Genomic DNA, 26,742 nt, shown 5'->3' on the forward strand with positions numbered 1-26,742 from the left:
GGTTCAAAGCCAACCTACCGAGATTATGAGCCTGTCGTGTCACCGTGCGGGCATCACGACGTCGATAGCCTTGCGTGGGTACACTGAGATTTTGGCGCCAAGGACCGATGGACCGCGACCCGGTTGCGGCCACCGCTTTTGGCTGCATAGAGCGCGCGATCCGCAGCCGCGTGCAGGGCCTGAAAGTCGGCCCCGGCCTCGCCAACACCGGCAACGCCGCAACTGACGGTCATAGCCACTGTTCCGGCAGGGACAGCGACACGAAGGTCGGCGGTCATGCGGCGGACGCGATCGGCCACCTCGACGGCTTCGTCCGTGACCCCGTTCGGCAAGAACAGCGCAAATTCCTCACCGCCAACGCGGGCGGCAATACCATCGGCCGAACCTGTTGTTGCCAGGATGGCTGCGAACGCAATCAAAGCGCGATCGCCGGTGGGATGCCCATAGGTGTCGTTGATCGTCTTGAAGTGGTCGATATCGAACAAGATCAAGGCCCCGCGCTCGTCACCATCGACCAGAGCAGGTTCGATACGACTGAAAAAATGGCCTCGGTTGGCCAGGCCAGTCAGAGAATCCGTTTCCGCGACAATACGGTAGCGGCGTTCCGAGCGTTGTCCGATCAGGACCAGCTGCAACAGGCCGAGAAACACCACGAAGATCGAGGACTCGGTGAACCGAAGCCCCATGCTGAGGCTGTTCGGCAGGACGACGGTGTTCGGATCGATCGGCGCCGCGATTGACGCGGCGACCCAGTAGGCCTGCATCGCGGCGTGAGCGCCAACGAGGACCGTCGTCAGCGCCAGCGACGGCAGGGGCTCCTCCGGATAATGGCGAACCAGATCAGTGATGATGAATACAAAATAGACGAACTCGATGCCCGACAGGATGACCGCACGGGCATTCATATCATCCAAAATGGAACTGGCCGACGCGATAGCGAACCAAACGAACATTCCGGCGCAGGCGACCCAGCGATCCCGGCGATGTATGCGACCGGTGAACTGACGATAGCCCAGCCAAAGATAGCCGAAAGACGCGAGGAGGACGGCGTCCGCAACAGTGACGGACAGAAGGTGTGGCACGCGGTCCCGCAAGGCAACCAGGAGCATGGTCAGAATGGCCAAACCAAAGGCCACGGCCCATGACAGAAGACAAAACTCGCGCCGGGATGACCACCAGGTTAGGAGCAGGCTGATACAAATGCAGCAGCTCGCCGCCGACAGAATGAAGAAAAGGGTTGGAATATCGAGAAACTCGCTCAAGCCACCCCCCTTCATTCTCCGGCCATTAACAAGAAGACAAGTATAAACGCGTAGTCGTGTGGTACTCTGTCTTCGCGAATTGAGCTGAAGAGCGCCCCCTTCCACGTTAGCCTAGCATGCCGAGTCTAAAGACAGCATAAATCGCGTTGACATGACCGCACGGAAGCTTCGCGCGACGAGGTGATGCACCGACCGATCGCAGCGGCGGCCGACACCAAGACGATGGCACGCGCGAAGCCATAGGTCAGTGCTGCGAGGATCGCCGGCAGTTCGGCAAGGCGCATCGACCAACACGGTGTGAAGCCATGTCTCGTCAGCCTACAGCCTTGTCCGCAAGACTTCTGGCGGGCGAACTACCGCGTTGTCGCCTTCGGACCGCGCTCAAGATGGCGAATCCCGTCCTCTCCCGCCACGACCAGGTCGGAGGCGATGCCGATGAACAACCCGTGCCCGACGAGCCCGGCCCGAGCTTCCAGTTTGCCGGCCAGCTCCGAGGGATTGTTGATCGGGTCGAATCGGCAGTCGAGGATGATGTTGTCCTGATCGGTGCGGAAAAGGCCGCCTTCGCCCGGCCGCAGCGTGACTTCGGCGCCAAGACTTTTCAGGAAACGCGCCTGTGACCGCCACCCGAACTCCAGCACTTCCACCGGTAGTGGCCAGTGCGTGCCGAGCCGGGGCGACAGCTTGCCGGCATCCGCGACGATTACGACCCGGCGGCTGGCCTCAGCCACGATCTTCTCACGCAGCAAGGCACCGCCGCCGCCCTTGATCAGCTCCATCGCCGGATCCACCTCGTCGGCGCCATCAATGGTGAGGTCGATCTCGCGTGGAATATCGTCCGTCAGCATGGGGATGCCCAGCGCGCGAGCGGCGGCATCGGTGGCGCGCGACGTCGCGATGGCCACGATATCGTAGAGATCACCTTCGTGAAGCCGGGAAGCGATCTTGCGGGTGGCAAAGATCGCCGTCGATCCGGTACCAAGACCGACCACCATGCCGGATTGCACCAGCGAAGCCGCATGCTCTCCGGCCATTTGCTTAAAGAGGGGCGCCGACGCGGCAAGATTGGGCATCACACGGTCTCCAGGATACTAACAGATTGTTTCTGGAGAGAGATTGGCTGGGGGACCTGGATTCGAACCAAGACGAACGGAGTCAGAGTCCGTCATTCTACCGTTAAATTATCCCCCAGCGGGACTCCGACGGTTCGGAGGCGACGACGAAGGGGCGCTTCATCGGCTGCGGCGTTCTGGTACCCGATCGGAATTGCCCTGTCAAGGCGCCGGCAAAGTGTCCGGCACACCACGCAGCAGGGCGCGAATTTGCGGCACCAAGCCAACCAAGCCGCGCAAGTTGCCGGACTTGGCCCTTATTACGGATGATACTAATGACAATGATCTTTAAGGTATATTAAGAAAGTCGCAGCCAAAAGTCGCGCCGCGGCCTGACGCTTCAAATGTTTCCGTGCCAATATGGCGGTTACGCGATCGCGCCAAGACGCCGGCCGCCGCAAGGCATACCGGCCCAGAACAACGATAGCGACGCGCACCAGTCGCCCTGACAATGGACTACGCTGCACCCTGATGCCGTGGACGAGTTTTGCCCATGATCTCCCGCCGGAAGAGCCGGGAGCGCCTGACGATAGCGGTGCCTTGCTGCGCTTGATGCAGCTTGTGCTGGCTGGCGTCGACGCTTCTGGAAGCGAGGGCTGCCGTCTCACGCGTGATTCGGCTATCGTCAGCGTTGCCCGGGCGCTGGTCGGCGAGGCGACCGATTGGACCTCTGCCAGCCGCACCGCCACCATGGCGCTGCGTGATCTTGTCTGGCGCGTCGATACGGCGCGCGGCCTCTTGCTCGACAAGGTCAGCGACCGCGCCCGCAAGGAGGTAGAGGCGCTGCTCGACACGGCAGACATCCACGCTTTTCTGAAAACTGCCCTTGGCAAGCCCCGCGCGGCGCAAGATCGCGAAGAAATCGCCGGCGACGGTTGACAAACGGGTCGCCGCGTTGTGGTTTGGCGGCCTTTCCGGGACCGCCGCGAGATCACACATGAGCAGCCTTGAATCCACCTCCGCCGAAGCGCGGCTTCACCGCGAAATCGAGCGGCGGCGCACCTTCGCCATTATCTCGCATCCCGACGCCGGCAAGACGACGCTGACGGAAAAGCTGCTGCTGTTCGGCGGTGCCATCCAGATGGCCGGCCAGGTGCGCGCCCGTGGCGAAAACCGCCGCACCCGCTCCGACTGGATGAAGATCGAACGCGACCGCGGCATCTCCGTCGTCACCTCGGTGATGACCTTCGAATATGGCGGCAATGTCTTCAACCTCCTGGACACGCCAGGCCACGAAGACTTCTCCGAAGACACCTACCGCACGCTGACCGCCGTCGACAGCGCCATCATGGTGATCGACGCCGCCAAGGGCATCGAGGATCGCACGCGCAAGCTGTTCGAAGTTTGCCGCATGCGCGACATACCCATCGTCACCTTCGTCAACAAGCTCGACCGCGAGGCGCGCGACCCGTTCGAAACGCTAGATGAGATCGAGAAGACGCTGGCCCTCGACACGGCGCCGATCACCTGGCCGGTCGGCTCGGGCAAGGAGTTCATCGGCACCTATGACCTCAAGCGCCGCCAGACGCGCCTGATGAACGAAAAGGGTGATGACCACCGCGACGAGATCGGCGACGACAAGCTGAATGAGCTTCTGGAGCAGCGCTATCTGACCGAGCTCAGGGAAGGCATCGATCTCGCCGCCGAGGGCACCAATGCCTTCGACCTCCAGTCCTTCCGCGAGGGCCACCTGACGCCGGTGTTCTGGGGCTCGGCGCTGCGCAACTTCGGCATCAAGGACATCCTGGATGGCCTCGCCGCCTATGCCCCTCCTCCGCGCGATCAGGCGGCCAGCACCCGCGTGGTCAAGGCGGAGGAGCCGAAGATGAGCGCCTTCGTCTTCAAGATCCAGGCGAACATGGACCCCAACCACCGCGACCGCATCGCCTTCGTGCGCCTGTGCTCGGGCAAGCTCAATCGCGGCATGAAGGTCAAACATGTCCGGACGCAGAAGACCATCGGCCTCACCGCGCCGCAGTTCTTCTTCGCCCAGGACCGCCAGATCGCCGACGAGGCCTGGGCCGGCGACGTGGTGGGCATTCCCAACCATGGCACGCTCAGGATCGGCGATACGTTGACCGAGGGCGAGAACCTCACCTTCGTCGGTGTGCCGAGCTTTGCGCCGGAAATCCTGCGCCGCGTCCGCCTGGAAGACGCCATGAAGGCCAAGAAGCTGAGGCAGGCGCTGCAGGAGCTTGCCGAGGAAGGCGTCGTGCAGGTGTTCCGCCCCGTCGACGGCTCGCCGACCCTGGTGGGCTTTGTCGGCGCCCTGCAGCTCGACGTGCTGCAAGGCCGCCTCGAGCAGGAATACGGCCTCGAGGTGGGCTTCGAGGTCAGCCAGTACAATATGGCGCGCTGGCTGGCCGGCGAGCATCAGGATGTCACCGACTTCCAGAATGGCAATCGCTCGGCCATGGCCGAGGACGTCGACGGCGACCCGGTGCTGCTCGCCACCTCCGGCTACGCCTTCAACTACATCAAGGAGAAGTGGCCGAAGATCCGCTTCACCGACATCAAGGAAACCCAGGCGCGGGCAGTGGAGGCGTAAAGCCAAGCCCTCCGCCCATCAGTCGCAGCTCAGAATGCAAAAGGCCGGGCATTACGCCCGGCCTTCGCTTTTTTAGAGACTTATGCCACCGTCACTTACCGAAGGCGGCGGCCATCAGTTCGCGGGTATAGCCCTCGCGTGGCGCGTCGAAGATCTGGTCGGTCGATCCCTCCTCGACGATCTTGCCGCTCTTCATGACGACGATATAGTCCGACAGCGCCCGGACCACCGCCAGATCGTGGCTGATGAACAGGTAGCTGAGGCCGTGCTTGGCCTGCAGGTCGCGCAACAGCTCGACGATCTGCTTCTGCACGGATCGGTCCAGAGCCGACGTCGGCTCGTCCAGCACCACCACCTGCGGCTTGAGGATGATGGCGCGGGCAATGGCGATGCGCTGGCGCTGGCCGCCCGAGAATTCGTGCGGATAGCGGTTACGCGTCGCCGGATCGAGGCCGACCTCCATGAACGCCTTGATGGCCCGAAGATCGCGATCCGATTTGCTGAGCTGTGGTTCGTGAACCAGCAGCCCCTCGGTGACGATCTGCCCGGCGGTCATGCGCGGGCTGAGCGATCCGAACGGATCCTGGAACACCAGCTGCATCTGACGCCGGTGCCGGCGCATCTCCTGGCGGCTCGCCTCGGAGATGTCGTCGGTGCCGAAGCGGATGGCACCGGTGCCGTGGTTGAGGCGCAAGAGCGCCCGGCCAAGCGTCGACTTGCCCGAGCCGCTTTCGCCGACGATGCCGATCGTCTGGCCTTCCTTGAGGCGGATGTCGACATGGTCGACGGCGTGGATATCCAGCTTCTTGCCACCCATGAAGCCGCCACCCATCGAGAAGCGGACGTCGACGTCCCGGCCCTCCAGCAGCACTGGCGCGTTATCTGGCGGCGGCGCCTTGCGGCCCGTCGGCTCAGCAGCCAGCAGCATCTTGGTATAGGGATGCTGCGGGTTGGCGAAGATGTCGGCCACCGTACCGGTCTCCACCACCTCGCCGGTGCGCATCACCGCCACCCTGTCGGAGAAGCGGCGAACAATGCCGAGATCGTGGCTGATGAACACGATGGCCAGGCCGATCCGCTGCTTCAACTCGGCCAGCAGTTCCAGGATCTGCGCCTGGATGGTGACGTCGAGCGCCGTCGTCGGTTCGTCGGCGATCAGCAGCTCCGGGTCGTTGGCCAGCGCCATGGCGATCATCACGCGTTGGCGCTGACCGCCCGACATCTCGTAAGGATAGCTGTCGACGCGCCGTTCCGGGTCGGGGATCTTGACGAGCTTGAGCAGCTCGATCGCCTTCGCCCGTGCCGCCTTGGCCGAAAGGCCGCGGTGCTGCATCATCGGCTCGGCAAGCTGCTTGCCGATCTTGTAGAGCGGATCGAGCGAGGTCATCGGCTCCTGGAAGATCATGGTGATCTTGGCGCCGCGGATCTGGTTCAGCTTGCCGAGCGGCAGGCCAACCATCTCCTGGCCCTGGAACTTCGCCGAACCCTCGGCGCGGCCGTTGCTGGCCAGAAGGCCCATGATCGCCATCATGGTCTGGCTCTTGCCCGAGCCGCTTTCGCCAACGATGGCCAGCGTTTCGCCCTTGCTGACCTGGAGATCGATGCCCTTCACCGCGTGGACGTCACCGGTCGGCGTCGAAAAGCGGACGTTGAGCCCGCGAATATCGAGAAGCGTATCGGCCATGTCAGCGGTCCTTCGGATCAAGGGCGTCGCGCAAACCGTCGCCGATGAAGTTGAGGGCGAACAGCGTCACCACGAAGAAGACGGCCGGGTAGATCAGCAGCCAGGGGACATACTGCATGCCCGTGGTGCCCTCGGCGATCAGCGATCCCCAGGAGGTCATCGGCTCCTGAACGCCAAGCCCCAGGAAGCTCAAGAAGCTTTCGAGCAGGATGACCTTCGGCACCAGCACGGTGACGAACACCACGACCGGGCCGATGGTGTTGGGAATGACGTGCCGGCGGATGATCTGCCAGTTGGAGAGGCCCATGGCGTGTGCTGCCTCGACGAACTCGCGCCGCTTCAGCGACAGCGTCTGCCCGCGAACGATACGCGCCATATCCAGCCACTCGATGGCGCCGATCGCCGCGAAGATCAGCACGAAATGCCGGCCGAAGAACACGACGAGCATGATCACGAAGAACATGAACGGCAGCGAGTAGAGGATCTCCACGAAGCGCATCATCACGTTGTCGACGCGACCGCCGACATAACCCGACACGGCGCCATAGGTGACGCCGATGATGAGCGATACCAAGGTGGCGAGAAGGCCGACGGTGATCGACACTTGCCCACCAACCATGATGCGCGGCAGGAGGTCGCGGCCGTTGCGATCTGTACCGAACGGGAAATATTGCCCGTTGATCTTGCCCTTGACCTCGATGGTCTTGCCGTCATCCAGCGTCGAGGTGATTTCGGAACCGTCGAACTCATCGGGACGATCGAGATAGCGCGTAGCACGGGGATCAATCGGCTTGTCCGAGCTGATGCGCGCCGTGTAGTCCGTGCCCTCCGCGTCGAAGGCGTCGAGTCGGAGATGCGCCCGCTCGACAGCCGTCTGCATCACCTGATGCAGCGTGTCCTCGAGCGGATAGGGATCAAGCGACGGCGGCACCGCCACATAGGACGGGAAAATCTGATCATATCTGTGCGGATAGACCCAGGTACCGCCAAAGCTGAAGATCGCCACGATGATCAGCACGAAAAGGCTGGCCATCGCCGCCTTGTTGCGCACGAAACGGTGGCGGGCCATGGCCCACAGGCTGATGCCGCGCACCGCCGTCGTCGGCTCATTGAGGGTTTGCGTCATCTCACTCATAACGGACCCTCGGATCGAGAACGGCATAGAGAATGTCGACGAGAAGATTGAACACGACGATGAACACTGAGATCAGCACCACCGTGCCCATCACCAGCGTGTAGTCGCGGTTGAGAGCGCCGAGGACGAAATAGCGGCCGACACCGGGCAACCCATAAACGGTCTCGACCACCACGGAGCCGGTCAGAACGGCGGCGGCAACCGGGCCGAGATAGCTGACGGCCGGCACCAGAGCGGCGCGCATGGCGTGAACGATCACCACCACCCGGGTCGGCAGACCGTAGGCGCGCGCGGTGCGGATATGGTCGGCACGGAGCGTCTCGATCATCGAGCCGCGGGTGATGCGCGCGAACACCGCGAGCTGCGGCAGCGCCAGCGAAATCACCGGCAAGAGCAGATTTTTCGGGCCGCCGTCCCCCCAACCGCCAGCCGGCAGCACGTGCAGCACCACGGCGAAGACAAAGGACAGGATCGGCGCCAGCACGAAGTTCGGCACGGTGATACCGAAGCTCGCGACGGTCATCACGGCATAGTCGACAAAGGAATTCTGCCGGAGCGCCGCGTAGGAACCGATGGCGATGCCGCCGAAAACCGCCACCAGCAGTGCCCACGCGCCAAGAGTCATCGAATAAGGCAGGCTGTTGGCAATCAACTGGGCCACAGTGAAATCGCGATAGATGAAGCTCGGGCCAAGGTCACCGTGGAAGAGATTCCAGAGATAATGGCCATACTGGACCACCAGCGGCTGATCGAGCAGGAAGGCGCGCTTCAGGTTTTCGAGGACCTGCGGCTCCAGGGGGCGTTCAAGGTTGAACGGCCCGCCGGGCGCGACGCGCATCAGGAAGAAAGACAAGGTAACGACGATGAAGATGGTCGGCAGGGCCGACATCAGCCGTCGCAGGACAAAACGTAACATAGACCCGTCCCCGTTGGAGTGGTCACGGAAGGCGAGAACGACACGCCGGCCGGGCACCCGAAGACGAGCCCTCGGATAGGCCGACGGGCGCCGCCTCCCCTTTACGGGAATGCGCCGCCCTCAGGAACGCCGCCCCTTTCCCGATTGGGAAAAGGGCGGACGCCTTCGATCATCTCACTGAAGCGACAGGAACTTGGTCAGGTGCTCGTTGACGCCGTTCAGAGCGAAGCCCTTGACCTTGTTGGAAACGAGCCAGGTGGAAGCGTGCACCATCAGCGGCACGACACCCTGTTCGTCCATGGCGATCTGCTCGGCGTCATGCATCAGCTGCAGGCGCTTGGCGGCATCGCGCTCCGAATAGGAGGCCTTCATCAGATCGTCGAACTTGGGGTTCGAATAGTGACCGTAGTTGAAGGTCTTGTTGGAGCTGACCATCAGGTTGAGGAAGTTTTCCGGGTCGGCGTAGTCCGCCTGCCAGCCGCAACGCGCCGCATCGAACGAGCCGCCTTCCTGCAGGTAGGCGTAGTGCGACTTGACGTCGAGGTTCTGGATGGTGACCTCGGCGCCGAGCGCCTTCCACATGTCGGCAACGGCGGTCGCCACCTTCTTGTGGTTCTCGTTGGTGTTGAAGCGGATGTCGACCTTGAGCGGCTTGCCGCCCTCGCCGTAACCGGCTTGCTTCAGAAGGTCCTTGGCCTTGTCTTCGCGATCGAGCTGATCGAGATCGGCCCACTCCGGCTTGGCCGGCGTATAGCCAACGATGCCTTCCGGCACGAAGGAATAAGCCGGAAGCTGCGTGCCGGAGAAGATCTTGTCCGACAGGAAGTCGCGGTCGACGGCCATGGAGAAGGCCTGACGGACGCGCACGTCGTCAAACGGCGGCTTGCGCGTATCAAGCACGTAGTAATAGGAGGAAAGGTCCGGCGCGGCCAGAACCTGGTCCTTGCCGAGCTTGCCTTCCAGGAACTTCTTCTGGTCGGCCTGGAAGTTATAGACCACATCCAGCTCGCCGGCCTCGAACATGCGCTCGGTGGTCGCCTGATCCTCCGATGGGTTGTAGATGACCTTGTCGATCTTGACGCTGGCCGCATCCCAGTACTTCGGGTTCTTCACCGAGGTGATGTGGTCGTTGGGCACGTTTTCGGTCAGGCAGTAGGCGCCATTGCAAACGATGTTGCCCGGCTTGATCCACGAGCTGCCGAACTTTTCGATGGCCCAGCTCGGAACCGGCAGAGCGGCGTAGTGGGCGAGCAGCTCAATGAAATAGGGAGTGGGACGCTCGAGCGTGATCTCGAGGGTCTTGTCGTCAACGGCCTTGACGCCCAGCGTGTCGATCGCCGCCTTGCCGCCGTTGATCGCCTCGGCGTTCTTGATGGGATAGAGAATGTTGGCGTATTCGGCCGCTTCCTTCGGATCCTCCATCCGGCGGTAGGCGAATACGAAGTCATTGGCGGTGACCGGCTTGCCGTCCGACCAACTGGCGTTCTGGCGCAGCTTGAAGGTGTAGACGGTACCATCGTCCGACAGCGTCCAGCTCTCGGCAACACCCGGGATCACCTTGCCATGCGGATCATAAATGGTGAGGCCCTCGAACATATCGCGGACGATGAAGCCCTCGACGTCGATGGAGATATGCGCCTGATCGAGCGTTTGCGGCTCGCCGCCGTTGCCACGATGGATGACCACCTCGGCCAGCGACGGCGTCGCCAGAACCGCCAGCATCGAGCCGGCGATCAACGTCGCCGACAACGTCCGAAATACACGGTGAGTGTTCATATTTTCGAGCCTCCTGCCTGTAGTCGCGCCGACCGGAGCCTTGCTACCGGTCGCTGTCGTTGAGTTTTTATTGGTTGGCTTGCTAGTGATCCAAGAGCGCCAGAAATACCAAACGGCGCCAGTCGTTCTCTTTCTCTTCGCCAGCTTCAAATGCCGGGACGGTGCTGGGCAATCCAGTGCCAAGCGATATCGATCCGGCGGGGTATCCAAACTTTATCATGGGTTAGCACGTAGTCCACAAAACGCTGAAGCGCGGCGACGCGGGCCGGCCGGCCGACGAGGCGACAATGCAGGCCGACATTCAGCATCTTGGGACTGCCGTTTCGTCCTTCCTCATAGAGAACGTCAAAGGCGTCCTTGAGGTAGGTGTAGAACTGATCACCCGAGTTGAAACCTTGATTTGTCGCAAACCGCATGTCGTTGGTGTCGAGCGTATACGGAATGATGAGATGCGGTCCGTTCGGTCCATCGAGCCAATACGGCAAGTCGTCGGCATACGAGTCGGAGGAATAAAGAAAGCCCCCCTCTTCCATGGCGAGCTCGGTTGAATGGATCGAGGCGCGGCCGGTATACCAGCCGAGCGGTCGGGACCCTGTGACTTGCTCATGGATGCGGATGGCCTCGAGCATGTGCTCACGCTCGGCCTCCTTGGTATAGTCCTTGTAGTCGATCCACTTCAGGCCGTGGCTGGCGATTTCCCAGTCGGCCTCCTTCATCGCCGCCACCACCTCGGGGTTGCGCGCGAGCGCCGTGGCGACGCCGTAGACCGTCACCGGCACGGCGCGCGAGGTGAACAGGCGATGGAGCCGCCAGAAGCCGGCGCGCGAGCCGTACTCGTAGATCGACTCCATGTTGGCGTGCCGCTGGCCGGGCCAGGGCTGGGCGCCGACGATTTCCGACAGGAAGGCCTCAGAGGCGGCATCGCCATGCAGGATGCAATTCTCGCCGCCTTCCTCGTAATTGACGACGAACTGCACTGCGATGTGAGCGCCTTCCGGCCAGGCGGCATCGGGAGGATTGCGGCCGTAACCAACCATGTCACGGGGATAGGTCTTGTCGATCATGTCGCATCACCTCGTCTGGTTGGGCGAACGGCGCCCGACATCGGCAGAAGCAAGAGCGCGGCCAGCTCAGTGCGTGGCCTCGTCGTCGGGGAAAGAGCCGCCGACATCGAGCGTCAGCTCGTCTTCCTTTGTCCCGTGGGTGCGTGCCAGCCTGTTCCAGGCACGCCAGCCGAACGGAATATAGGCGAGATAAAGAATGGTCACGATGCTGAGCACGTGGAAAGGATAGCTGACCAGCAACATCGCCAGGATGACCACGCCGATCAGGATCGGCACCACCCATTCACGCTGAATGCCGCCGTATTTCTTGCCCGAAAAGGTCGGCACGCGGCTCACCATCAGCGCAGCGATCAGCACCACATAGGCAACCACGACCGGCGCTGCCGCTTGCGGCACGTCGATACCGACACGGTCGACATAAACAGGCAAAAGCACCGCAAGCGCGCCGGCCGGAATGGGCACTCCGGTGAAGAAGTTGGCCTGCCAGGCTGGCTTGTCTTCGCCCAGCATGGTGTTGAAGCGCGCAAGGCGCAGGGCACCGGCAATGGCAAACAGCACCACAGCTACCCAGCCGAAGGAACTGATGTCGTGGAAATTCCACACAAACAGCAGCAGCGGCGGCGCCACACCGAAACTCAGAAAATCGCTGAGAGAGTCGAGTTCCGCGCCGAACTTCGAGGTCACGCGCAAGTAGCGGGCGAGCCGGCCGTCGAGCCCGTCCAGCACGGCCGCGACGAGAATGGCATAAACCGCCATATCGATGCGGCCCTCAAACCCCATGCGGATCGAGGTGAGCCCCGCACAGAGCGACAGCAACGTCACCAAATTGGGGATCACACTGCGGATCGGAATGCGGCGGAGCCGTTTCGGGCGCTCAACAGCCTCCGGCTCGGGATCGAACGGCGGGAAAAGTCCAGGCATCGCTGTCCGCCTCAGGCCACACGCACGAACGGCGTCTTCGTCGTGCCATCGATGTCGGCAAGCACCGTCTCACCGGCAATCGCTCTCGCCCCTTCTGAGATCAGCGCCGTCGCCGTCGTCGGCAGGTAGACGTCGACGCGCGAACCAAAGCGAATGAGGCCGAAGCGGTCACCAACGGTCAGGCTTTCACCCTCGCGGGTGAAGGAGACGATGCGGCGCGCAATCAGCCCGGCGATCTGCACCACGCCGACCACCCGCCCATCCGGCCGCTCGATGACAAGGCCGTTGCGCTCGTTGTCCTCACTGGCCTTGTCGAGCTCGGCATTGATGAACTTGCCGGCCTTGTAGGCGATGCGGGTCACGCGACCAGTCACCGGCGCTCTGTTTATGTGCACGTCGAATACGTTCATGAACACGCAGATGCGCAGCATCGGCTCCGGGCCGAGGCCGAGCTCACGCGGCGGCACGGCGAGGCCAACCGCGGAGATGCGGCCATCGGCCGGCGAAATGACCAGTGAGTTCGACACGATCGTGACGCGCACAGGGTCACGGAAGAACAGCGCGCACCAGAGGGTGAGTCCCAGCCCGATCCAGAACAGCGGTTCGAACAACCAGCCGAGCAGCACGGTGGCCGCCAGGAAAATCAGGATGAACTTGTGCCCTTCTGGGTGGATCGGTGGCATACCGTTTCGGATCGACTTCAACACCGACATGTCGTTTAGCCCGTGCAATCGCGGGGCAACCCCGCTGAGAGAAACGGACTTTTCGCACGAAAGAGCGACACATGCAAAGCCGGTCGTTGCCGCTTGCCGGTTGTTCACACCGCTTTCAACGAAAAGCGGCCGGCGGAACTGTCACCCCGCCGGCCGTTAAGGCGAAATTTGGAAGACAACCGCTTTCCAGCGCTCGCCTGAGGTCACGCAGGTACCGGCTCGTTGTTGAGCGACTTTCCGGTTTCCGTACGCAGCAGATAGAAAGACGCGCCGATGATCAATACCGCGCCAATCCAGAGATAGCCGCTCGGCGCGTAGGCAAACACCAGCCAGCCGGCCAGCGTGTTGAGCGGCAGACGAACGTTGTCGAATGTCTGGAGGTAGGAGGCGTCGGCACGGGCATAGGCGAGCGTCAGCAGATATTGAGCAGCAGCGGTCAGCGCCGCCAGCGCCACCACGACCCAGAGGACGGTACCACCCGGCAGAGCGAAAGCGGCTCCCACGTCGAAGCCGGTCGAGGTCATGAGAAAGGCTGCGTTGATCGGCGTGAGCAGCGCCAGAAGATAGACGGTCACTGCCTCCGGCCGCTCGACGGCGGCAAGCTGCTTGGTCATCACCGATGAGGCCGCCCACATTGCCGCCGCGCCAAGCGGCAGCAGACTATAGACCGTGAAGCTGTCGGACCAGGGCGCCAGGATCAGCATGCCACCGATGAAGCCGACGAGCGTGGCAAGCGCCCGGTGCGGACCGATGCGCTCACCCAGAATGAGCCGCGCCGCGACGATGACGATGAATGGCGAGGTCATGTCGATGGCCACCACCTGAGCGATCGGCACACCGGCCGCCAGCGCGCCAACGAAGAACTGCACGCCAAGCGTCGCAAAGATGACGCGGATGATGTGCGCCACCGGATGCACGGTGCGAAAGGCCCCGGCGCCGAGTTTCAGAAGGGTCGGCAGGAAGAAGACCAGCGACAGCCCGTATTGCCAGAAAGCGAGCGCCTGCGAGGAGAAGTGGTAGGTTCCGGTCACCCACTGGGTGAGTACGTTGATGGCGGCGAAGACGACGCCGGCGGACACCATGTAGACCGCCCCAAGGACAGGGAACGATCGGGTCTTGTTCGGGCTCTGATTCAAGGTTCGAATCCCAAAAAGGAACGACACGGAACCAGGGCGATCGGGCCATGAAGATAATCGGTCGCAATTGGCTATCGCCAGCTGCGAGCGGGATTTTCAGCATACCCTTCTCTTTCATCCGGACTGTACCGTCGGCTCCGGAATCCAACCGGATCTGCTGACCCCCGGCCATACGGCCAGAGCGCTCGCGGGCTAGGCAACTGACGTCGCCATTACCGCCGGTGGGGAGTTTCGCCCCGCCCCGAGAATGGTTGCCAGCACAGGGAACCCCACACCGGCAAAAAGACTTTAGTCCGGGAAGCCCCCGAAATCAAAGGCGACACACCGTTTCCCCGCGCATGACAGTCATGTTCTCCGACATGTGATCGCTATCCCCTCGACCGTTGAGCGCGCTTCCGCCATAAACCGGACGAAACACGAGAACATCATGCTTATTCCGCTGATCGTCGCCTGCGCGCTGTTTATGGAAAATCTGGACAGTTCGGTGGTCTCCACCTCGCTTCCTCAAATAGCCGTCGACCTCGCGGTCGATCCGATTTCCCTGAAACTGGCCTTCACCAGCTACCTCATCTCAGTCGCGGTTTTTCTGCCGATCTCCGGCTGGATGGCCGATCGGTTCGGCGCCCGCACCATCTTCCGTCTCGCAATCCTGGTCTTCGTGGCCGGATCGATACTATGCGGCCTGTCGTCGTCGCTGGAAGGTTTCGTCGCCGCCCGCATCGTTCAGGGCGCCGGCGGCGCGATGATGGTGCCGGTGGGGCGTCTGGTGATGCTGCGTTCAGTACAGAAGTCCGACTATCTACGCGCCATGAGCTGGCTGACGGTGCCCGCGATGATCGGCCCGGTGTTGGGACCGCCGCTCGGCGGCTTCATCACCACCTATTTCCAGTGGCGCTGGATCTTCTGGATCAACGTCCCGATCAGCGTCATCGGCCTCGTCCTCGTCAGTATCTTCATCAAGAACTACAAGGAAGAGAACCTGCCGCCGCTCGATACGCGCGGCTTCGTGCTGTCGGGCATCGGGCTCGCCGGCTTCGTGTTTGGCGTCGCAGCCGGCGGCATCGGCGTGCTGCCATCCTGGCTCGACTTCATCTTGATCGCAGTCGGCACCGCCTCGCTCTATGCCTATGCCCGCCACGCGGTAGAAACCCCCGATCCGTTGATGGACTTGAATCTGTTTCGTTTGCCGACATTCCGCGTCTCGGTGCTCGGCGGCCTGCTGTTCCGCATCGGCGTCGGTGCCATCCCCTTCCTGCTGCCGCTGCTTCTTCAGCTCGGCTTTGGCATGACGCCGTTCGAAAGCGGCATGCTCACCTTCGCCACCGCCGCCGGTGCCGTGTTCATGAAGTTCTCTGCGCCGCGCATCCTCCGCACCTATGGCTTTCGCATGGTGCTGATGGTCAACACGCTGTTCACCACCGCCTTCCTGCTGGCGATCATCTCGTTCAGCAAGGAGACGCCGCACATGGTGATCTTCGCCGTGCTGCTGGTCGGCGGTTTCTTCCGCTCGCTGCAATTCACAGCGCTCAACGGGCTCGCCTTCGCGGAGGTCGACAACCGGCACATGAGCCATGCCACGTCGATCTCATCGGTCGGTCAACAGATCTCGGCGGCGCTCGGCGTCGCGATCGGCGCTACCGCCCTTGAGATCACCCGGTCGATGCGCGGCGACATGACCGTCCTTCCCACCGACTTCATACCGGCCTTCCTGGCGCTGGCGGTGATCGGCCTTCTCTGCATCCCGATCTATGCCCGCATGTCGCAGAACGCCGGATCAGAAGTCTCAGGCCATCGCGTTGCCGAGGCCGCTGAGGAGGCGTCAGTCTAGCTTCGTCTTGGGGTCGATATGGGCGCCGGTCCAGCGCGCGCCTATCCACGGCCGCCACCAGCGATAGCCCTGAGCGAGCGTTTTGGGCACCGGATCGAAGCCGGACGAGCCCCAGGGATTGCAGCGCAGGATGCGGGCAAGTCCCATCCAGCCGCCGGCCCACAGACCGAAGCGGCTGATCGCTTCATCGGTGTAACTCGAACAGGTGGGAAGATGGCGGCATTGCCGCCCCATCAAAGGCGAAAGCACGACCTGATAGACCCGGATCAGTGCCCGGCCGACAAGGCGACCGGGCGTCCATCGACGCGACAAACCGCCAGAATGAACGTGGCCAGCCTCCCTCACATGCTGCCCGCACTCGCACATGGCCGATCCTAACTGGCAGCGCGCGCCGCAGCGATGTCATCGAGGCAGGCGACAACCGCCTCGAACACCAGCATCGTCGAGGTGTGACGCGCCTTGAAGTCGCGCACCGGTTCTAGATAGCGGAGTTCGGCAAAGCGGCCGGTCGGTGGCGAGGCGCCTTCCTTCAGCATGGCGAACATATCGTTGCGCGCCTGCCGGAGTTCGGCCGCGGTTGCGCCCACCACGTTTTTTGCCACCACGGCCGCCGCCGCCTGACCGAGCGCGCACGCCTTGACCTCATGAGCGTAGTCGGCAACGACATCACCCTCCATCCGGAGATCGACTGTGATGCGTGAGCCACACAGCTTCGAATGGCGCGTCGCCGTGGCATCCGGCTGGGCAAGGCGGCCGATGCGAGCGATATTGCCGGCCAGTTCGAGGATGTGGGCGTTGTAGACGTCGTCGAGCATGCTGACACCTTCGGCAGATGGCAGAGCATATTACCATGCTCCTCGCCAACCACCTTTGAACTCCGGGACATGGCGCGTATATAGGCCTGAGACGGCCTTCCCGCCAAGCGCGGTGACACGCCGGACGTTGTGGCCTCTGCCAGTATGCGCGAGACCCCAGGAAGGACCAAGCATGGACGATGCCATCTTCACCGCCGGCGCCCGCAAGATCCGCCGTCCCAGCCGCGAGGAAGCCGAGGCCGCCGTCCGCACGCTGATTGCCTATGCCGGCGAAGATCCGGAGCGCGAGGGGCTGCGCGACACACCGAAGCGCGTCGTCAAAGCCTATGCCGAACTGTTTTCCGGCTACAGCCAGACCGATGAGGAGGTGCTCGACCGCATCTTCACCGAGGTGGCCGGCTATGAGGAGCTGATCCTCGTTCGTGACATCCCCTTCTATTCCCATTGCGAGCACCACATGGTGCCGTTCATCGGCAAGGCGCACATCGCCTACTATCCGACCACGGGCGTCGTCGGCCTGTCCAAGCTCGCCCGCATCGTCGAGATGTATGCCCGCCGCCTGCAGACGCAGGAGACGATGACCGCCCAGGTCAGTAACGCCATTGAAAAGGTATTGAAGCCGCGCGGAGCCGCCGTGCTGATCGAGGCCGAGCATCTCTGCATGGCGATGCGCGGTGTGCAGAAGCCGGGCGCATCGACGGTGACCGCGCGCTTCACCGGCTGCTTCAAGACCGACCCCACCGAGCAGGCCCGCTTCATGATGATGGTGCGTGGCGAAGGCAAGTGATCCGATATGACATCCGAGACGAAACTGTTCCCGCCCGCTGGCAACAAGGCGGCGCTTGAGGCTGGCGATGTGCTGACCCCGCGCTTTGGAGCGGACGGTACGATCGCCTGCGTCACTGTCGATGCCGACAACGGTCAGGTTCTGATGGTCGCCTATATGAATGCCGAAAGCCTGGCGCTCACCATCGAAACGGGCGAAGGCTGGTACTGGAGCCGATCGCGCGGCGAGCTCTGGCACAAGGGCGCTACCTCCGGCAACGTCCAGAAGGTGGTCGAGCTTTTGACCGACTGCGACCAGGATGCGCTGGTGCTGCGCGTCCGCGTGGAAGGCGCCGGCGCCACCTGCCACACCGGACAGATCTCCTGCTTCTACCGGCGTGTTCCCCTTGGACAGAAGGCGGCCAAGGGAGCCGTCCAGCTTGAGCATGTCGGCGGCGACCGTCTTTTCGACCCCGCCGAAGTCTACGGCCACAAGCATTGATGATCCGGCGATCCACCGCAATTCCCCGTCATTGACGCTGACTGATCAGCGCCGATAGGTCTACCCGGTCGTCATCAAGTTATGCAGTTGTCGTGATTCGTCGCTTCCTCCTCCTTGTCGCGCTGCTTACGCTGACCCTGGTGTCGGCGGCCAGTGCGCACGAGCATGGCATGAAGCGCCTGTCCGGTAGCAGCGAGGCGACAACACAGGCGCCCGTCGTATTCCTCGAAACGACGCAGCCGGTCGACCACACAACCGTCCAGCTCATCGCCCACAGCACGTCCCATTGCGACGATGCCGCCGGCAAAGCCTGCCATAACCACGGCACACTCGCCGATTGTACCTGCCCCGCCGCATGTGCCGGCCTGTTTAGTTTGGCAGTCCCCTCCCCTCGCCTCGCGACAGAGGCGTCTGCCGCCATGCCCGAGGGAACGCCGCGTCTGCTCGCCATGAGCTCTGCGCCGCCCACGCCTCCACCGCGCGCCTGATCGTCCCTCCACATCCCCACCTACGGACCAATTGCCGCAGTTGCTGGCCACAGCGTCACGCCTGCCGGCATGGAGACAGACGATTATGCCTATGACCCACTACATGGAACTTCTCGCCACCAACCAGCCCTGGAACCTCATCAAGTTCATGGCTGTGCCGGTCATCCTCGCCGAGACCATCGCCATTGCCGAGCTTTATCTGCTCTATACGCGCCGCCTCGATGGCGCCGTTCGGCAAGTGAGCCGGATTGCCGGCTCGATCGCCGGCATCTACTTCCTCGGCGTCTTCCTCTATCTGTTCTTCACGGCCGTGGTGCCGCTGACCTCAGGCGGCGCCTGGCGCGGCCCGGCCGACGTGATCGCGGTCGGCTTCTATCTCGCCGGCGTCATACCGCTCGGCGGCATCGCGTTGATCGATCTTGGTTTTCTCTGGAAGGATCGCAGCCCGGAGGCTCGACTCGGCCTGCACGCCAGCTTCGTGGCGCTGTTCCTGATCGTCGCCCATGTGGCGATGATTTTCGGCATGCTCGACCCGACGCTGCTGACCGGCGCCGACCCGATGGCAGCCATGCCCGGCATGGTCCACTGACGAGCAACCTTTCGGCGGCGGGCGGACAATGCCCGTCGCCGATCCGGCGTATCAGACGGTCAGATTGTGACTTTCGTCGCCGAAGCTGAACTGGATGCCTGCTTCCTCATTCCGAGACCAGGCAATCACACCGTCCAGAACCATTTTCTGAGATGGAATGCGAACGATGACCGGATCGCCCGGCATAAACAAGATGCCAGCGGTACGAACGCGGCAACCGCTATGGCTGATGTTCTCAACAACGCAGGCGATATCACGGGGTTCGGAATGCACTAGAGCTGGCCAGTGACAGTTCAGCCGGTCAGCCCTTCGCTGCTCGCCGACCCTTACGTTTGGATTCCTGAGACGGGCAATCAGCTCCGCCATCTCACGCTTTGACAACTTCTGGCTTTTATGCACGTCAGAAAACCCGTCATTGGCAACAATTATAAATAGAGACCTTCTCGTTAATCCTTAGTTTCTTCTCCTTCGATGTCCTGATCGTGGGCCGTTGAAAAATCGACGATTTGCGTCTGGGGCCGCGCCGGGTCTATCCTAGGACAAACCCTTATCAAGACGCGATATCATCCCTTCATGCCCCATTCGCTCTCGTTGCGTACCGTCGACACGCTTGCCACCGTCGGCAAGGCCGACTGGGATGGCCTCGCCAATCCCGGCTGGGACGTGGGGCCGCGCGGCGCCATTCGCCCGACGGAGAATGAAACGCCGTCCCCCTACAATCCTTTCGTCAGCCATGACTTCCTGCTTGTTTGCGAGGAGTCGGGATGCGCCACGGCGGAAACCGGCTGGCTGCCGAGCCACTTGCTGCTGGAAGACGAGGCTGGCCGCCTCATCGGCGCCGCGCCCGCCTATCTCAAGGGTCATTCCTACGGCGAATACGTGTTCGACCACGGCTGGGCCGATGCCTGGGAGCGAGCCGGCGGCCAATATTATCCGAAGCTCCAGTGCTCCGTTCCATTCACGCCCGTCAGCGGTCCGCGCCTTTTCGCCGCCGACGATGCGACACGTCAGGCGCTGGCCCGCGGCTTGAAATTGGTCGCCGACCGTTACGAGCTGTCGTCGGCACATGTGACCTTCGCCAACGAGGAAAGCGCCGCCGCCCTCAGTGCCGAAGGGTGGCTCGAACGGCTCGACCAGCAGTTCCAGTTCAGAAACGATGGCTATGAAAGCTATGACGACTTCCTAGGCCGCCTCGCCTCGCGCAAGCGCAAGGCGCTGAAACGCGAACGACGGGAAGCTTTGCAGGACGGCATCAGCATCGAATGGGTCACCGGCCGCGACCTCACCGAAGCCCACTGGGATGCCTTCTTCGCCTTCTACATGGACACCGGCAGCCGTAAGTGGGGCACGCCCTACCTCAACCGCCGCTTCTTCTCGCTGCTATCGGAGAAGATGGCCGATCGCATTCTGCTGGTAATGGCGCGGCGGGCTGGCCGCTACATTGCCGGCGCGCTCAATCTCATCGGCTCCGACCGGCTCTACGGTCGCAATTGGGGGGCGATCGAGGATCACCCCTTTCTGCACTTCGAGGTCTGCTACCATCAGGCCATCGATTATGCGATCGAGCATCGCCTGGCCGTGGTCGAAGCTGGCGCCCAGGGCGAACACAAACTCTCCCGAGGCTATCTGCCGGAGACGACCCGTTCGGCCCATTATATCGCCGACGCCAGCTTGCGGCGTGCCATAGCCGATTTCCTTGTCCGCGAGCGGCGCGCCGTGCTTCACGCCGAAACCGAGCTCGAAAGCCTTGGCCCCTTCCGTCGCGGACCACTTCAGGAACAGGATTGACCGACGGGACGCGAGGGACCAACTTGCGCGCCGACAGTTTATCCCGGGAGAGTCTGATGACCGCTTATGATGCCGACAACATCTTCGCCAAGATCCTGCGCGGCGATATCCCCGCCTACAAGGTCTATGAAGACGGTGATGTCCTCGCCTTCATGGACGTCATGCCGCAGTCGGACGGACACACGTTGATTCTCCCGAAGACACCGGCCCGCAACATTCTCGACGTCGATCCGGACGTGCTGGCCAAGGTCATCAAGGTCACGCAAAAGGTTGCCAAGGCGGCGGTCAGCGCCTTCGAGGCCGATGGAGCCGTCGTCATGCAGTATAACGAAGCGACGGCCGGCCAGACCGTGTTCCACCTGCACTTCCATGTCGTGCCGCGCTATCTCGGCGTGCCCCTCCGGCCACACACCGGCAAGATGGCCGACAGCGCGCTGCTTACCGCTCACGCTGAAAAGCTGAAGGCTGCCTTGGCCACATAAGAACCAACGTCAGACGTTTTCACGATCGAAGGCCGCGCGCGCTGCCTCAATGGCACCGCGCGTCCTGACCGCCCACTCGACCAATCCGGATAGCGGAAGCATCAGCGACCGGCCAAGGTCGGTCAGGCTGTATTCGACGGCCGGCGGTGTGGTCGGAAACACCTTGCGCGCCACATAACCATCGCGCTGCAAATCGCGCAGAGTCTGCGTCAGCATGCGCTGCGAAATGTCTGGAATGGCGCGCTTCAGCTCGCCGAAGCGATGCGGACGCAACGCCAGCGTCAGCACCATCAACGTGCTCCACTTGTCGCCGATGCGATCGAGCACGCCGCGAACCGGACAGGCCTCGAAATCCGGATCCGTCTTGATGGCTCGCTCGAAACCATCGAGCATCACGTCCACCTCGCCAGAAATCAACGTCGACACCGGTTCCCTCCAAGTAACTAACTGACGCCAAACTGCCGTCTTGCCCGCCAGACTGTCCCATCTATCTTAGGGGCGATCTCAAAAAGAGACAATGTTGCCTAACTAGATCAAGGAGCGGCTATGAGCGAGAAATTGATGGTGACCGGAGCAACCGGCAAGCTAGGCCGCAGCGTGGTCAACCTTCTTCTCGACGAGTTCGGCATCGCCCCCACCGACCTCGTCGCCGGCACCCGCGATCCCAGCAAGCTCGCCGATCTCTCAGCGCGCGGCGTCACCGTGCGGGCCGTCGACTTTGGCAAACCAGAGACATTGGCCTCCGCCTTCGCCGGCATCGATCGTCTGCTCATCGTCTCGACCGACGCCATCGGCAGTCGTCTTGCCGGCCAGCAGGCAGCCGTGAAGGCCGCGAAGTCCGCCGGCGTCAAGGGCATCGTCTACACCTCCGCGCCCAACCCTCACGGCGACAACCATCCCCTGTTCTTCGCCGGCGACCACGCCGGCACCGAAACGGCCATTTTCGATAGTGGTCTGCCCTACCGCATCCTGCGCAACCATTGGTACCAGGAGAACTTCTTCATGGGCCTGCCGGGCATATTGAAGCAGGGCACCTGGTACACATCGGAGAAGCCGGGCACCAAGGTAACCTACGTCGCCCATGATGATTGTGCTCGCGCCGCAGCGGCCGCACTCACTCGCCCTTGGACCAACGACAAGTCGATCTATGACATTACCAGTGAGGAGACCTTCTCGACCGAGGAAGTCGCCCGTCTCGCCACCAAGCTTCTCGGCAAGCCGATCAGCGTCGTGACGCTGCCGCCCGACGTGCTGGCCAGCAACCTCAAGGCAGCCGGTGTGCCCGAGTTCGTCATCACGCTCATGCTGTCGATGGACGCGACCAACAGCGCCGGCCTGCTGTCGAAAACATCGGACGCCGTGGAAGAGCTGACCGGACGCAAGCCGCGTTCGCTCGCCGCCTTCTTCGAGGCAAATCGGGCCGCCCTGACGGCCTAAAAGCAGGAAGGGCGCCAACCATGGCGCCCTACTCTCTTTCGTTCATAGCGCCGGCCGGCTCAGGCGTTGGGATCGAAGCCCTCAAATACCAGTTGCGCGCCGAAATCCTTCGCCGCCTGTCGCTGGTCCGGCTTGCGGATCGTCCAGGCGGTTATCGGCAGATTCCACTCGTCGCGGACCCGTCGGCTGACGTCGTTGCCGAGGAGCTTCACCCAATAGCTGACGAACTGGAACTGCGACCAGGAGCGGTGAGAGAGCGTGGCGAGCTCCTCACGCCCCAGGACGCGGTAGTGATTATAGTCTTCGGCGCTCGCCGCATCGTCGGCAACGATGCCGCGTGGTAACTCAGGCGCGATTTCCGCGAGATCCTGAATCTGACGCGGATCGAAGGACTCTACCACCACCGATCCGCCATAAGTGGCAAGCTCACGGGCCGTCGCTTCGACGAGGTCGCGCTGACGTTCGGTAAAATAGCTTTTGATCTCGATGACCAGACCGGTCCGTCCGCCGACCAGGTCGAGCACCTCCCTGAGCGTCGGGATGCGGTCCTCGGTGCCGACCATGGGGATCGCCTTGAGCTCGGCCATCGTCTGGCCGGCCACCGGCCCCTTGCCGGTGGTCAAGCGATCGAGCACATCGTCATGGAAGACATAGACGACGCCGTCGGCGGAGAGGTGGACATCCATCTCCATCGGAAACCCCGCTCGCGCGGCAGCGTCGAAAGCCGACAGCGTATTCTCGATCCGCCCCGCCTTGGCGTCATGCAAGCCGCGGTGGGCGATGGGGCGGGCGGTCAGCCAGGAAAAATCAGTCATTTGCCTCAGGACACCTCGATGATGGCGTCGATTTCCACCGCGACGCCGAGCGGCAGGGCAGCGACACCGACGGCTGTGCGGCTGTGCTTGCCCTTGTCGCCCAAGACGTTAGCGAACAGATTTGACGCTCCGTTGACGACCTGCGGCTGATCGGTGAATTCCGGCGCTGAATTGACGAAGGCATTGAGGCGGACGACCCGAACGATACGATCGAGATCGCCGACGGCGGCCTTCACCTGCGCCAGAATATTGAGGGCGCAGAGCTCGGCCGCCTTCTGACCGCCTGCCACGTCGACATCGGCGCCGAGCTTGCCGGTGACCGCGGCGCCGGCCGTTGTCTTGGAAATCTGCCCCGAGACGAACAACAGGCTGCCGGTGCGGACATAGGGCACATAGTTGGCAACGGGCGCGATCGCTTCGGGCAACGACAGATCAAGGCGCTTGAGCGCCGATTCGACGGAACTGGTCATGGGAAAGCCTCCGGAATAGAAGGCCGAGTCATGCCCCATCAGGCCGACGGGCGCAACTCGCCCCTCTCGGCCCCCTTCAAACCGCTATACGATCGGTTGATGTTTGGGTGAGTATACGTGCTATCTTGCCTTCATTCATCCGCATACTCAACGAATCCATTTTTGTAGATGCGCCGGGGAACACATGATGAATTTGCTTTTCCGATCGGCGACGATCGCCTGCGCCTTTTCGGCGCTGATCGAGCCGACACTGGCCGGCGGTTTGGTGCCGCATCGTATTGCCTATGATCTTACCCTCGAAAACAGCGCCCAGATGAGCGACGTCAGCGTCAATATGAAAGGGCGCATGGTCTACGAATTCACGGGCAACGCCTGCGAGGGCTATAGCGTCAATTTTCGCTTCGTTCTGGAAACCGGCGATGGCGAGGGCAACTCGGCAGTCACCGATCTCAGAAACAAGAATTTCGAGAGCGGCGACAGCCGGAGCTACAACTTCCAGTCCCAGACCTTCGTCAATGAGGTACAGACCGAAGACGTCAACGGGACGGCCGTCCGCGATGGCGACAAGGTCAACGTCAAGCTGAAGCTCACGGAGAACACCGAGTTTTCCATCGACAAGCCGGTGATGTTCCCGACCGCCCAGCTCATCAAGACCATTGCGGAAGCCGAGAAAGGCACCACCGTCTTTTCCGACGACATTTATGACGGATCGGATGGCGGCCAGCACGTGTTCCACACCTCGACCGTCATCGGCTCCGCCAGAACCACGCCACCCGACGAGAGCGAAAAGCCGATCGGAAACCTGCGCCGCTGGCCTGTCACCGTCTCCTATTTCGGCGCCGACGCCGGCAACGACCAGCCGCCGGACTACTCGATCTCTTTCGACCTGTGGGAGAACGGCATCTCCTCCAAGATGCGTCTCGACTACGGCGATTTCATCCTCAACGGCAAGATCGCCCACCTCGAGCTGCTGCCGGAGACCGCCTGTGCCACCCCGTCGATATCCGCCACCGAGTCTCCCGCCGCGACGCCGCCGGCCGTAACGCCCCCCAAGGATAGCAAGCCGGCTGCCGAGGTTGCGCCGCCCAAGAGCGATGTGCCAGCGCCTCAAAATGCGCCGGCTGCGACCGATACTCCACCGGCAAACGACAAGCTCCCCGCCGCCCCAGCCGAACCGGAACAGAAGCCCAGCAACTGACGCTCTACCCCTCGGTTCGTTTGGCCTGCCAAACAAACAAGCTGAGAGCCGAGAGCATCAAAGCGGCGGCAATGAAAAACGACACATCGGGGCTGCGCATCGGCGCAGCCTCCGACAGGAAATAACCGAAGGCCTGGGTATAGAAAATCGCGCCGGCGAGCATGGCAAGATTCATCAGAGCGGATATACCGCCCTGGAGTGCCCCTTGCGTATCTTCCGGCACCGCCTTCGACATCAACGCCGACAGCATGGGGTGCGCGAAGCCCTCTACCGCGTTGACGACAAGCATCGCCACGACAACCGCCGTGGTCGGCGAAAGAGCAAAGCCAATGCAGGTCATTGCCGCGCCGGCAAGGCCGACCACCGCCATCCGCCGCTCGCCCCAGCGAGCCACCGCCGGCCCGGTACCGAATCCCCGCAGAAGCGCCACCGTGAGGCCGGATGCGGCGAGTGTCAGCCCAACGGTCGTGCTGGGCCAGCCGTATTTGGCCATCCCCCAGAACGCCCAGATCGACGGATAGACCGAGGTGCCGAGGAAGAACACCGTCAGCACCATGGCGTAGGGCAGCACGCCGCCATAGCGACCGAACACGGCGAGAACACCGAGCGGGTTGGCCTCACGCCAGCGGAAGGCACGACGATTCGCGCGCGCAAGTGTCTCTGGCAAGGCAAACAGGCCGAACAGGAAATTGACGCCGGCCAGTATTGCCGCGCTCCAGAAAGGAACGCGCGTGCCGAACTCTCCCAACAGACCGCCAATCGCCGGCCCCAGCACGAAGCCGAGACCGAACGCGGCCGTCATTCGACCAAAGGAACGCGCCCGATTCTCCAGCGAACTGACGTCGGCGAGGCAAGCGTTGGCGATGACATAGGACGAGCCGCAAACACCGGCGATCAGTCGACCGACAAACAGCCACAGAACGGTGGGGGCCAGCGCTTGAACGATATAGTCCACCACGAGACCCGCGATGGCCAGCAGCAGCAGTGGTCGCCGGCCGAACCGGTCCGAAAGCGTGCCGGCCAGCGGAGCGAAGGCGAATTGCGCCAGGCTGAAGGCTGCGAACAACCAGCCGCCAATACGAGCGGCGCCATCGAGCCCCGTGTGCCCCACCTCCTCAATGAGGCGCGGCAGAACCGGAATGATCAAGCCGAAGCCGACCACGTCGAGGAACACGGCGACCAGTGCGAAAGCGGTGGCCCGACGCGCCTCGACGGCCGTGACAGAGACGGCAAGGTTTTCAGCAACCATTGGAGACATCCTTCAGCATTGAACCACGGACTGTAGTTTGCCCGGGGTC

General features: G+C 62.5%; 28 protein-coding genes, 1 tRNA gene and 1 riboswitch. Of the genes, 10 read left to right on the forward strand and 19 right to left on the reverse strand.

The genetic code is table 11. From position 1 onward, the window contains the following. Positions 1 to 53 precede the first annotated feature (53 nt). From G522_RS0112495 to G522_RS0112510, 3 genes are all read right to left on the reverse strand, one after another. Complete coding sequence (locus tag G522_RS0112495) at positions 54 to 1,367, reverse strand: GGDEF domain-containing protein (RefSeq protein WP_156886927.1); 1,314 nt, start codon at positions 1,365 to 1,367, stop codon at positions 54 to 56. 248 nt (positions 1,368 to 1,615) lie between these two features. Further along, entirely contained in the window at positions 1,616 to 2,335 is a 720-nt protein-coding gene (gene rpiA, locus G522_RS0112505) for a ribose-5-phosphate isomerase RpiA (protein WP_026791343.1), read from the reverse strand. Between the two features lie 44 nt (positions 2,336 to 2,379). Continuing rightward, positions 2,380 to 2,453: transfer RNA gene (locus G522_RS0112510), tRNA-Gln, on the reverse strand. A 392-nt stretch (positions 2,454 to 2,845) separates the two neighbouring features. Between G522_RS0112510 and G522_RS0112515 the strand changes: the two genes are divergently transcribed. Continuing rightward, positions 2,846 to 3,253: a hypothetical protein gene (locus G522_RS0112515; RefSeq protein ID WP_156886928.1), complete on the forward strand. Its 408-nt coding sequence runs from the start codon at positions 2,846 to 2,848 to the stop codon at positions 3,251 to 3,253. Between the two features lie 58 nt (positions 3,254 to 3,311). After that, a complete protein-coding gene (locus tag G522_RS0112520; RefSeq protein ID WP_026791345.1) occupies positions 3,312 to 4,922 on the forward strand; it encodes a peptide chain release factor 3 in 1,611 nt (536 codons plus the stop codon). A gap of 91 nt (positions 4,923 to 5,013) precedes the next feature. On the opposite strand, the gene G522_RS0112525 is transcribed toward G522_RS0112520, so the two are convergent. The 8 genes from G522_RS0112525 to G522_RS0112560 form a co-directional block, all read right to left on the reverse strand. After that, positions 5,014 to 6,606 carry an ABC transporter ATP-binding protein gene (locus G522_RS0112525; protein ID WP_026791346.1) on the reverse strand — a complete coding sequence of 531 codons (1,593 nt, stop codon included), beginning with the start codon at positions 6,604 to 6,606 and terminating at the stop codon, positions 5,014 to 5,016. A 1-nt stretch (position 6,607) separates the two neighbouring features. Further along, the gene (locus G522_RS0112530; protein WP_425414061.1) at positions 6,608 to 7,732 is read right to left on the reverse strand and encodes an ABC transporter permease subunit; all 1,125 of its coding nucleotides are present in this window, start codon (positions 7,730 to 7,732) and stop codon (positions 6,608 to 6,610) included. A gap of 1 nt (position 7,733) precedes the next feature. Then, a complete protein-coding gene (gene oppB / locus G522_RS0112535; protein WP_026791348.1) occupies positions 7,734 to 8,657 on the reverse strand; it encodes an oligopeptide ABC transporter permease OppB in 924 nt (307 codons plus the stop codon). A 174-nt stretch (positions 8,658 to 8,831) separates the two neighbouring features. Continuing rightward, complete coding sequence (locus G522_RS0112540) at positions 8,832 to 10,433, reverse strand: peptide ABC transporter substrate-binding protein (protein WP_051228576.1); 1,602 nt, start codon at positions 10,431 to 10,433, stop codon at positions 8,832 to 8,834. Positions 10,434 to 10,579: 146 nt separating this feature from the next. After that, on the reverse strand, positions 10,580 to 11,497 hold the full coding sequence (gene puuE / locus G522_RS0112545) for an allantoinase PuuE (protein ID WP_026791350.1): 918 nt from the start codon (positions 11,495 to 11,497) through the stop codon (positions 10,580 to 10,582). 66 nt (positions 11,498 to 11,563) lie between these two features. Then, positions 11,564 to 12,418, reverse strand: coding sequence for a CDP-diacylglycerol--serine O-phosphatidyltransferase (gene pssA / locus G522_RS26615; RefSeq protein WP_084633148.1), 855 nt, complete (start codon positions 12,416 to 12,418; stop codon positions 11,564 to 11,566). Positions 12,419 to 12,429: 11 nt separating this feature from the next. Then, entirely contained in the window at positions 12,430 to 13,131 is a 702-nt protein-coding gene (locus G522_RS0112555; protein ID WP_026791351.1) for a phosphatidylserine decarboxylase, read from the reverse strand. A gap of 203 nt (positions 13,132 to 13,334) precedes the next feature. Then, entirely contained in the window at positions 13,335 to 14,267 is a 933-nt protein-coding gene (locus G522_RS0112560; RefSeq protein WP_026791352.1) for a DMT family transporter, read from the reverse strand. 102 nt (positions 14,268 to 14,369) lie between these two features. Beyond that, positions 14,370 to 14,520: riboswitch (FMN riboswitch) on the reverse strand. Positions 14,521 to 14,694: 174 nt separating this feature from the next. On the opposite strand from G522_RS0112560, the gene G522_RS0112565 reads away from it, so the two are divergent. Next, entirely contained in the window at positions 14,695 to 16,095 is a 1,401-nt protein-coding gene (locus G522_RS0112565) for an MFS transporter (protein WP_026791353.1), read from the forward strand. On the opposite strand, the gene yidD is transcribed toward G522_RS0112565, so the two are convergent. Both yidD and G522_RS0112575 read right to left on the reverse strand, forming a co-directional pair. Beyond that, positions 16,087 to 16,461, reverse strand: a complete 375-nt coding sequence (yidD, locus tag G522_RS26620; protein WP_084633149.1) for a membrane protein insertion efficiency factor YidD — start codon at positions 16,459 to 16,461, stop codon at positions 16,087 to 16,089. The two genes, G522_RS0112565 and yidD, sit on opposite strands and share 9 nt — an antisense overlap. A gap of 8 nt (positions 16,462 to 16,469) precedes the next feature. Beyond that, entirely contained in the window at positions 16,470 to 16,910 is a 441-nt protein-coding gene (locus tag G522_RS0112575; RefSeq protein WP_026791354.1) for an iron-sulfur cluster assembly scaffold protein, read from the reverse strand. Positions 16,911 to 17,082: 172 nt separating this feature from the next. Between G522_RS0112575 and folE the strand changes: the two genes are divergently transcribed. Further along, on the forward strand, positions 17,083 to 17,697 hold the full coding sequence (folE, locus tag G522_RS26625; RefSeq protein WP_036839053.1) for a GTP cyclohydrolase I FolE: 615 nt from the start codon (positions 17,083 to 17,085) through the stop codon (positions 17,695 to 17,697). A 6-nt stretch (positions 17,698 to 17,703) separates the two neighbouring features. Then, positions 17,704 to 18,177 (forward strand): phosphoribosyl-AMP cyclohydrolase, encoded by a 474-nt coding sequence (gene hisI, locus G522_RS0112585; protein ID WP_026791355.1) that lies wholly within the window; start codon positions 17,704 to 17,706, stop codon positions 18,175 to 18,177. A gap of 74 nt (positions 18,178 to 18,251) precedes the next feature. Here hisI and G522_RS0112590 read toward each other — a convergent pair whose 3' ends face one another. Then, positions 18,252 to 18,494 carry a hypothetical protein gene (locus tag G522_RS0112590; RefSeq protein ID WP_026791356.1) on the reverse strand — a complete coding sequence of 81 codons (243 nt, stop codon included), beginning with the start codon at positions 18,492 to 18,494 and terminating at the stop codon, positions 18,252 to 18,254. Positions 18,495 to 18,750: 256 nt separating this feature from the next. On the opposite strand from G522_RS0112590, the gene G522_RS26630 reads away from it, so the two are divergent. Continuing rightward, positions 18,751 to 19,254: a DUF6803 family protein gene (locus G522_RS26630; protein WP_036839054.1), complete on the forward strand. Its 504-nt coding sequence runs from the start codon at positions 18,751 to 18,753 to the stop codon at positions 19,252 to 19,254. A gap of 51 nt (positions 19,255 to 19,305) precedes the next feature. On the opposite strand, the gene G522_RS29580 is transcribed toward G522_RS26630, so the two are convergent. Next, positions 19,306 to 19,620, reverse strand: a complete 315-nt coding sequence (locus tag G522_RS29580) for a PilZ domain-containing protein (RefSeq protein WP_084633150.1) — start codon at positions 19,618 to 19,620, stop codon at positions 19,306 to 19,308. Positions 19,621 to 19,827: 207 nt separating this feature from the next. On the opposite strand from G522_RS29580, the gene G522_RS0112605 reads away from it, so the two are divergent. Together G522_RS0112605 and G522_RS0112610 are read left to right on the forward strand one after the other, a co-directional pair. Continuing rightward, a complete protein-coding gene (locus G522_RS0112605; protein ID WP_026791357.1) occupies positions 19,828 to 21,042 on the forward strand; it encodes a GNAT family N-acetyltransferase in 1,215 nt (404 codons plus the stop codon). A gap of 56 nt (positions 21,043 to 21,098) precedes the next feature. Further along, the gene (locus tag G522_RS0112610) at positions 21,099 to 21,524 is read left to right on the forward strand and encodes an HIT family protein (RefSeq protein WP_026791358.1); all 426 of its coding nucleotides are present in this window, start codon (positions 21,099 to 21,101) and stop codon (positions 21,522 to 21,524) included. Positions 21,525 to 21,533: 9 nt separating this feature from the next. Here the strand turns inward: G522_RS0112610 and G522_RS0112615 are convergent, their stop codons facing one another. Then, the gene (locus G522_RS0112615; RefSeq protein WP_084633157.1) at positions 21,534 to 21,917 is read right to left on the reverse strand and encodes a winged helix-turn-helix transcriptional regulator; all 384 of its coding nucleotides are present in this window, start codon (positions 21,915 to 21,917) and stop codon (positions 21,534 to 21,536) included. A gap of 153 nt (positions 21,918 to 22,070) precedes the next feature. On the opposite strand from G522_RS0112615, the gene G522_RS0112620 reads away from it, so the two are divergent. After that, positions 22,071 to 22,961 carry an SDR family oxidoreductase gene (locus G522_RS0112620; RefSeq protein WP_026791360.1) on the forward strand — a complete coding sequence of 297 codons (891 nt, stop codon included), beginning with the start codon at positions 22,071 to 22,073 and terminating at the stop codon, positions 22,959 to 22,961. A 59-nt stretch (positions 22,962 to 23,020) separates the two neighbouring features. Here G522_RS0112620 and G522_RS0112625 read toward each other — a convergent pair whose 3' ends face one another. Both G522_RS0112625 and G522_RS0112630 read right to left on the reverse strand, forming a co-directional pair. After that, the gene (locus G522_RS0112625) at positions 23,021 to 23,776 is read right to left on the reverse strand and encodes a glycerophosphodiester phosphodiesterase family protein (protein WP_026791361.1); all 756 of its coding nucleotides are present in this window, start codon (positions 23,774 to 23,776) and stop codon (positions 23,021 to 23,023) included. A gap of 5 nt (positions 23,777 to 23,781) precedes the next feature. Next, the gene (locus tag G522_RS0112630; RefSeq protein ID WP_026791362.1) at positions 23,782 to 24,246 is read right to left on the reverse strand and encodes a RidA family protein; all 465 of its coding nucleotides are present in this window, start codon (positions 24,244 to 24,246) and stop codon (positions 23,782 to 23,784) included. Positions 24,247 to 24,430: 184 nt separating this feature from the next. Between G522_RS0112630 and G522_RS26635 the strand changes: the two genes are divergently transcribed. Then, entirely contained in the window at positions 24,431 to 25,444 is a 1,014-nt protein-coding gene (locus G522_RS26635) for a cell envelope integrity EipB family protein (protein ID WP_084633151.1), read from the forward strand. Positions 25,445 to 25,448: 4 nt separating this feature from the next. Here G522_RS26635 and G522_RS0112640 read toward each other — a convergent pair whose 3' ends face one another. Continuing rightward, the gene (locus tag G522_RS0112640) at positions 25,449 to 26,693 is read right to left on the reverse strand and encodes a TCR/Tet family MFS transporter (RefSeq protein ID WP_026791363.1); all 1,245 of its coding nucleotides are present in this window, start codon (positions 26,691 to 26,693) and stop codon (positions 25,449 to 25,451) included. Positions 26,694 to 26,742 lie beyond the last annotated feature (49 nt).

This window comes from Pleomorphomonas oryzae DSM 16300 (assembly GCF_000422965.1).
GTDB lineage: Bacteria > Pseudomonadota > Alphaproteobacteria > Rhizobiales > Pleomorphomonadaceae > Pleomorphomonas > Pleomorphomonas oryzae.

Coding starts and splice junctions, on each gene's coding strand:
- G522_RS26635 (WP_084633151.1), top strand. CDS start 24,431: ATGATGAATTTGCTTTTCCGATCGGCGACGATCGCCTGCGCCTTTTCG.
- folE (WP_036839053.1), top strand. CDS start 17,083: ATGGACGATGCCATCTTCACCGCCGGCGCCCGCAAGATCCGCCGTCCC.
- G522_RS0112575 (WP_026791354.1), bottom strand. CDS start 16,910: ATGCTCGACGACGTCTACAACGCCCACATCCTCGAACTGGCCGGCAAT.
- puuE (WP_026791350.1), bottom strand. CDS start 11,497: ATGATCGACAAGACCTATCCCCGTGACATGGTTGGTTACGGCCGCAAT.
- G522_RS0112515 (WP_156886928.1), top strand. CDS start 2,846: ATGCCGTGGACGAGTTTTGCCCATGATCTCCCGCCGGAAGAGCCGGGA.
- G522_RS0112615 (WP_084633157.1), bottom strand. CDS start 21,917: ATGCTCGATGGTTTCGAGCGAGCCATCAAGACGGATCCGGATTTCGAG.
- G522_RS0112590 (WP_026791356.1), bottom strand. CDS start 18,494: ATGGCAGGCTTTGCCGGCGGCATCGTCGCAATGGGACGTGCTGTGGGC.
- G522_RS0112540 (WP_051228576.1), bottom strand. CDS start 10,433: ATGAACACTCACCGTGTATTTCGGACGTTGTCGGCGACGTTGATCGCC.
- G522_RS0112605 (WP_026791357.1), top strand. CDS start 19,828: ATGCCCCATTCGCTCTCGTTGCGTACCGTCGACACGCTTGCCACCGTC.
- G522_RS0112520 (WP_026791345.1), top strand. CDS start 3,312: ATGAGCAGCCTTGAATCCACCTCCGCCGAAGCGCGGCTTCACCGCGAA.
- oppB (WP_026791348.1), bottom strand. CDS start 8,657: ATGTTACGTTTTGTCCTGCGACGGCTGATGTCGGCCCTGCCGACCATC.
- G522_RS0112625 (WP_026791361.1), bottom strand. CDS start 23,776: ATGACTGATTTTTCCTGGCTGACCGCCCGCCCCATCGCCCACCGCGGC.
- G522_RS0112640 (WP_026791363.1), bottom strand. CDS start 26,693: ATGGTTGCTGAAAACCTTGCCGTCTCTGTCACGGCCGTCGAGGCGCGT.
- pssA (WP_084633148.1), bottom strand. CDS start 12,418: ATGCCTGGACTTTTCCCGCCGTTCGATCCCGAGCCGGAGGCTGTTGAG.
- hisI (WP_026791355.1), top strand. CDS start 17,704: ATGACATCCGAGACGAAACTGTTCCCGCCCGCTGGCAACAAGGCGGCG.
- G522_RS0112610 (WP_026791358.1), top strand. CDS start 21,099: ATGACCGCTTATGATGCCGACAACATCTTCGCCAAGATCCTGCGCGGC.
- G522_RS0112530 (WP_425414061.1), bottom strand. CDS start 7,732: ATGACGCAAACCCTCAATGAGCCGACGACGGCGGTGCGCGGCATCAGC.
- rpiA (WP_026791343.1), bottom strand. CDS start 2,335: ATGCCCAATCTTGCCGCGTCGGCGCCCCTCTTTAAGCAAATGGCCGGA.
- G522_RS29580 (WP_084633150.1), bottom strand. CDS start 19,620: ATGGCGGAGCTGATTGCCCGTCTCAGGAATCCAAACGTAAGGGTCGGC.
- yidD (WP_084633149.1), bottom strand. CDS start 16,461: ATGTGCGAGTGCGGGCAGCATGTGAGGGAGGCTGGCCACGTTCATTCT.
- G522_RS0112525 (WP_026791346.1), bottom strand. CDS start 6,606: ATGGCCGATACGCTTCTCGATATTCGCGGGCTCAACGTCCGCTTTTCG.
- G522_RS0112630 (WP_026791362.1), bottom strand. CDS start 24,246: ATGACCAGTTCCGTCGAATCGGCGCTCAAGCGCCTTGATCTGTCGTTG.
- G522_RS26630 (WP_036839054.1), top strand. CDS start 18,751: ATGCCTATGACCCACTACATGGAACTTCTCGCCACCAACCAGCCCTGG.
- G522_RS0112620 (WP_026791360.1), top strand. CDS start 22,071: ATGAGCGAGAAATTGATGGTGACCGGAGCAACCGGCAAGCTAGGCCGC.
- G522_RS0112565 (WP_026791353.1), top strand. CDS start 14,695: ATGCTTATTCCGCTGATCGTCGCCTGCGCGCTGTTTATGGAAAATCTG.
- G522_RS0112555 (WP_026791351.1), bottom strand. CDS start 13,131: ATGTCGGTGTTGAAGTCGATCCGAAACGGTATGCCACCGATCCACCCA.